Below are 5,174 nucleotides of genomic sequence, written 5' to 3' on the forward strand. Positions count from 1 at the left end.
CCGCGGGGATCTTCGCGGCCGTGTCGGTTGTGGTGGCGGCCTGGCCGGAGGCGGTGGCCGGGTGGCCGGTCAGGGACAGGAAGACCTCGTCGAGGCTGGAGCCGCGCATGGCCAGCTCGCCCACCCTCACCCCGGCGTCGTCGAGCCGACGGACGACCGCGGGCAGCACGGCGGGGTCGGTGACCCGGACGCTGACGAGCGTGCCCGCCACCGCCGGGGCCGCGCCGACCACCTCCGCGACGGTGGTTGCCACCAGCGCCACGTCTGCGGCGTCGAGCGGGCGGACCTCGAGGGTCTGGCCGCCGGCCCGGTTCTTCAGCTGGTCCGGCGTGCCCTGCGCGATGACCCGGCCGTGGTCGACGACCGCGATCTCGTCCGCGAGCTGGTCGGCTTCCTCCAGATACTGGGTGGTGAGCAGCACCGTGACGCCCTGGCCGCCCACGAGGTCGCGGACGATGTCCCACATCTCGTTGCGGCTGCGCGGATCCAAGCCGGTCGTCGGCTCGTCGAGGAACAGCAGGCGCGGGCGCCCCACCAGGCTCGCGGCCAGGTCGAGTCGCCGGCGCATGCCACCGGAGTAGGTCTTCGCAGAGCGGTTCGCCGCGTCGTCCAGACGGAAGTCAGCGAGCAGCTCCCGGGCCCGCGCCTTGGCTGCGGACCGCGGCAGGCCGAGCAGCCGGCCGATCATCACGAGGTTCTCGGTGCCGGTGAGCATCTCGTCGACGGAGGCGTACTGGCCGGTCAGCCCAATGAGCTGGCGCACACGGTGACTGTCGTGCAGCACGTCGTAGCCGCCGACGAGGGCGGTGCCGGCATCCGGGCGCACCAGGGTCGCGAGGATCCGCACGATCGTGGTCTTGCCCGCGCCGTTCGGGCCCAGCAGACCGAAGACGGTGCCGGCCGGCACCGTCAGGTCGACGCCCGCCAGCGCCGTCGTCTCGCCGTAGCGCTTGACGAGCCCGTCGGAGACGATCGCGGGGGTGGGAGGTTCTCGTCTGTCCGTCATGGGATCAGCGTTGTCCGTCATGGGATCAGCATGCCGGCTACCACTGACACTTTGGCCACCCTGGGGGGACGGCGGTGACCGCCTAGGCGTCGTGGCGACGGCCCACTGACGGAACGCTGACGCCGGTGGGTCCATCCGTCAGTGGTTCGTCAGTGGGCCGTCAGTGGTTCGTCAGCGGTCCGTCCGTCAGCGGTCCGTCCGTCAGTGGGCCGTCCGGCGGCGGGATGCCGGCTGCAGTGCCGGGTTACCGCTGTAGTGGCTGGTACCGGCGATGTCGGTGCCGGGGGTGACGATCTCGTCGATCGCGTCGAGCGTCGCCTGGTCGAGGGTGATCTCGGCCGCCGGGAGGACGTCGTCGAGCTGAGCGAGCGTCTTGGGCCCGATGATGGCCGAGGTGACGGCGGGGTGGCTGTCGACGAAGGCCAGCGCGAGGTGAGTGAGGGACACGCCGGCCTGCTCGGCGACGGTGGTCAGCTCCTCCAGCGCGGTGAAGCGGGCGGGCGCGTTCGGGTCCTCGGAGAGTGCCTGACTCTGGCGGCGGCCGAGCAAGCCCTGGGGCGAGTAGCGCGATCCGGCCGGAGCCTGCTCGCCGCGCCGGTACTTGCCGGTGAGCCAGCCGCCGGCTAGCGGGCTCCAGGGGATGATGCCGATGGTGTGGCGTTGGGCGGCGGGCAGGACGGCTTCTTCGATGGAGCGGGCGAAGATGGAGTACTGGGGCTGTTCGCAGACGAACCGTTCGCTGTTACGGCGCCGGGCGGCCCACTGGGCCTCGACGATCCAGTCGGCGGGGAAGGAGGAAGAGCCGAGGTAGCGGACCTTGCCGGCGTGGACGAGGTCGGACAGGGCGCCGAGGGTGTCCTCGAGGTCGGTGTCCCAGTCGTGGCGGTGGACCTGGTAGAGGTCGATGTAGTCGGTGCCGAGGCGGCGCAGGCTATCCTCAACGGCGCGGATGATCCAGCGCCGCGAGCCGCCGTGGGAGTTGCGCTCGTCGCCCATGGGGCTGAAGCACTTCGTGGCAAGGACGATGTCGTCGCGGCGGGTCTTGATGGCCCGGCCGACGATCTCCTCGCTCTCACCCTGAGAGTAGATGTCGGCGGTGTCGATGAAGTTGATGCCGGCGTCGAGGGCCCGATGGATGATGCGTTCGCATTCGTCGTGGTCGGTGTTGCCGGACGCGCCGAACATCATGGCGCCGAGACACTGGGTGCTGACCTCGACGCCGGTCCGGGCGAGTTTGCGGTACTTCATGGTATGTGCGGCGTGGAGACCTCCGCGTTCACGCGGAGGAGGAAACGCCGCTCACCCCCTTTCGCATCAGACCGGATAGAAGACGAGCCGTGCTCGCCTGTGGAGATCCTGTGGAGATGGAGGGAGACCGAACCGACGGTAGTCGGTGACGCATCCGTTGGAACCTCCCGTCGGGAAAAGAAGCAGGAACCCGGCCCGCGAGGTCCGGGAATCCCCCACCTGCGGACGAGGGAGGAAACCAGCCCCACGCCGACCATAGCGGTGGGAGCGCACTCGAAGTCAACCGGTCGGCCGGCATGGCCCGACCGGGTCCGCGGGCGGACCGTCGCCGCCGCGATCAGGAGCGCGGGTATCCAGGTGCTTTCGCCGAGCAGTTCCTCGACAAGCCGGCCATGATCCTCGCCGGGACTTCGGGGGACGTTGGCACGCTTTTCGGCCCGCGGAGCGTGACTATGTCCCCCGATCTTTCCGGCATCTGTCTCGCCGGCACCCGCGCGACCGCGACGGCCTTGATCGCATCAGTGATCGGTGAATGCGGCAACGGTCACGTCGCTATCCAGCCTCACCGCCTGATAGCCGTAGGTACTGCTCAATTCTATTTTGAAAATGATGCAGAATCGATCGACGGAGGCGATGGTTCTCGCCAGGTCACGGTATTTCTGCTTGACCCCGCCCCGTATACCGCAGCCCGGTTGGTGACCGCGGTCTGGCCGCAGATGAGGATGACCGGCCTGGTTGAACCGGGAGGCGTGAACCTGGCGACGAGCGCGTGTTCTCGGCGGCCTTTCTCCAGAAGGAAACTCCGCTCGCCGACAACGAAGGCCCCGGAATCGGGTTGGCCCGGTGCGATGGGACGGACGGCGACGCCCGGCAGGTGCGTGGCCAGGTGGCCGCCGGTGCGAGGGTTCGACTCGGGGCCGCCGAGGCAGAACTCCGTGCGGTCGCCGTTGATGTCGTAGAACTCGTCGCACGAGTGCACGGAGATCGGGCAGCCGAGCTCGCCGGCGAGCGTGGCGACCTCGATCATCGCATGGACGTCGTGACGGCTGACACTTCCGGGCGCGTCCCACGTGTTGTTCATGATAACGAGGCATGTGCCGCCGGCCTCCAGGCCGAAGAACTCCGCCTCGCGACGCAGGGCACGAATGTTCTTCGCCCGCTGCCAGAGCCGGACCGATCCACCGCTGAGGACGCTGGTCGCGAGCCCGATCGCGATCTTCAGGAATACCGCCGTCAACCTGCTCCCCTCACCGTTTCCAGCCGGGTGGACGGCGAGATCATCCCATGCCGGCGCGGCCGGTGCCCGGGCCGACGTCCGCGGCGCCGGCCCAGCCCAGCCCAGCCCGGTTCACCACGCGGTACCCACCGCCCCGGTCGTCGTCGGGCGGTGATAATCCCGGTGACGCGGTTGATTTTTCATGACATGATCCTTTCGGCTGCCAGGCGCCGATCACCGATGATCATCGCGGCTGGCTATTCGGGACGGCATGTCTTCGCCTCCGCCCGTACCAGGCGATCGAATCTCGGTATCTCCTCTATTACCTTGGGCATCCCGTGGTTCGTGGTTGGACCCTCCGTAACGCCAGCGGGTCGGCGGTACCCACGCTGAACTCCGGGACCATGCGAGCGATGCCGCTCCTCCTACCACCACGGTCGATACAGGAGAGAATCGCAGGAATTCTCAGTGTCTGGGATGGCCAGTCCGCGGTTCATGACCGCATCAGTCGGGCCGGTGCGGGTGTGCGTGATTCGCTTCTTGCCCTGCTCGTGAGTGATGTGATCCTGCGGGACGGGCCGCCGTCATCTGGAGAGCGGCGACAGCGAGCGGGAACGTGGTGCATCAAGTGACGTTATGACCGGGTCGGCATCAATCAGGGTGAGCCGCCGACCGAGGTGGTCCGCGCTGTCGCCCGCGCGGTGATGCGGGCCGATCTCCGCATTGACCAGGATGCGGTGGTTCATCACGGTGTGCTGGGCGGTGTACAGCAGGTTTGGGCCGGACGGGGTGGTGACAGCCTCCTCGGGGATAGGACGCTGGGTGACATCAGCGAATGAGATCGGTGGATATCTGGTCGGCGCGGGTGAGATGATCCTCCACGGCGGTCAGCCAGGCGATCGGGCGGCTTGCGTGTGGATTGTGGTCGGCACCGGCGATCACCGCGAGATGGGCGTCCGGCACGGATCGGGCGAGCGTCTCGGCGGCGTCACGAAGACTGAAGTCCCGTTCACCAACGATGACGGTGGTCGGGGCGCCGATCTCGCCCAACCGTTCCGTGAGGGACGGATAGCTGCTCAGGTCCCGCCAGAGCGCGACGATCGCGTTCGGATCCATCTGGCCGAGCCCCGCCACCGCGCGGTTCCGGCCGGCGTGGACGGCCGTTGCGATCGCCGCAGCCCCCGCCAGCAGGACGGACACGACCCGCTTCGTAATCCCGCCCGTGCCCGTGGCGGGAGCGGCGGCGGTGTCAGCGAGAACCAGGGACCGCACCCGTCCCGGATGGTCGAGCGTGTAGCGCAGCGCCACCACCCCGCCCATCGAGTGGCCGATCAGGTGGACGGCGGGCAGCCCGAGCACGTCGACCACCGTCGCGAGGTCCGCCACCAGCTGATCAAAGCTGTAACCCGCCCGGCCCGTCGTGGCCCAGCCACTCGCGCCATGCCCTCGCTGGTCGTAGGTGATCACACGGCGGGACGCGGCGAGCTCCGGAGCCACCGCGGCCCAGCCCGCCGTGGTGCCGGCGATCCCGTGGAGCAGCAGGACCGGGATATCGTCACGCCCGCCGCGGACCGTCCCCGGGCTGCCGTCGGACGTCGTGGTCCGCGTCTCATCCTGGGCCCGTGCCTCGTTCGGGGGACGGTCGTCCGCCCGGAGGTGGTCCAGGGGCGGGGGAACCGGTGGCCGGGGAATCTCCGGCGGGGG

The 5,174-nt window shown here is 69.1% G+C and carries 6 protein-coding genes; 1 reads left to right on the top strand and 5 read right to left on the bottom strand.

Annotated elements, in window-relative coordinates; all coding sequences use genetic code 11:
* The 3 genes from AC08OP_RS20280 to AC08OP_RS20290 all read right to left on the bottom strand — a co-directional run.
* Window positions 1–1,006, bottom strand: a 1,006-nt coding sequence (locus AC08OP_RS20280; RefSeq protein ID WP_476615627.1) for an ATP-binding cassette domain-containing protein, incomplete at its 3' end; no start/stop codon positions are given.
* 201 nt (window positions 1,007–1,207) lie between these two features.
* Window positions 1,208–2,254, bottom strand: coding sequence for an aldo/keto reductase (locus AC08OP_RS20285; protein WP_476615628.1), 1,047 nt, complete (start codon window positions 2,252–2,254; stop codon window positions 1,208–1,210).
* Between the two features lie 595 nt (window positions 2,255–2,849).
* Window positions 2,850–3,491, bottom strand: coding sequence for a hypothetical protein (locus AC08OP_RS20290; RefSeq protein WP_476615629.1), 642 nt, complete (start codon window positions 3,489–3,491; stop codon window positions 2,850–2,852).
* Between the two features lie 212 nt (window positions 3,492–3,703).
* On the opposite strand from AC08OP_RS20290, the gene AC08OP_RS20295 reads away from it, so the two are divergent.
* The gene (locus AC08OP_RS20295; RefSeq protein ID WP_476615632.1) at window positions 3,704–4,102 is read left to right on the top strand and encodes a restriction endonuclease subunit S; all 399 of its coding nucleotides are present in this window, start codon (window positions 3,704–3,706) and stop codon (window positions 4,100–4,102) included.
* Here the strand turns inward: AC08OP_RS20295 and AC08OP_RS20300 are convergent.
* On the bottom strand, window positions 4,055–4,216 hold the full coding sequence (locus AC08OP_RS20300; RefSeq protein ID WP_476615630.1) for a hypothetical protein: 162 nt from the start codon (window positions 4,214–4,216) through the stop codon (window positions 4,055–4,057). The two genes, AC08OP_RS20295 and AC08OP_RS20300, sit on opposite strands and share 48 nt — an antisense overlap.
* A gap of 82 nt (window positions 4,217–4,298) precedes the next feature.
* The coding region (locus AC08OP_RS20305) for an alpha/beta fold hydrolase (protein WP_476615631.1) at window positions 4,299–5,174 on the bottom strand (876 nt) is incomplete at its 5' end.

This window comes from Frankia sp. CeRuru1 (genome assembly GCF_977966315.1).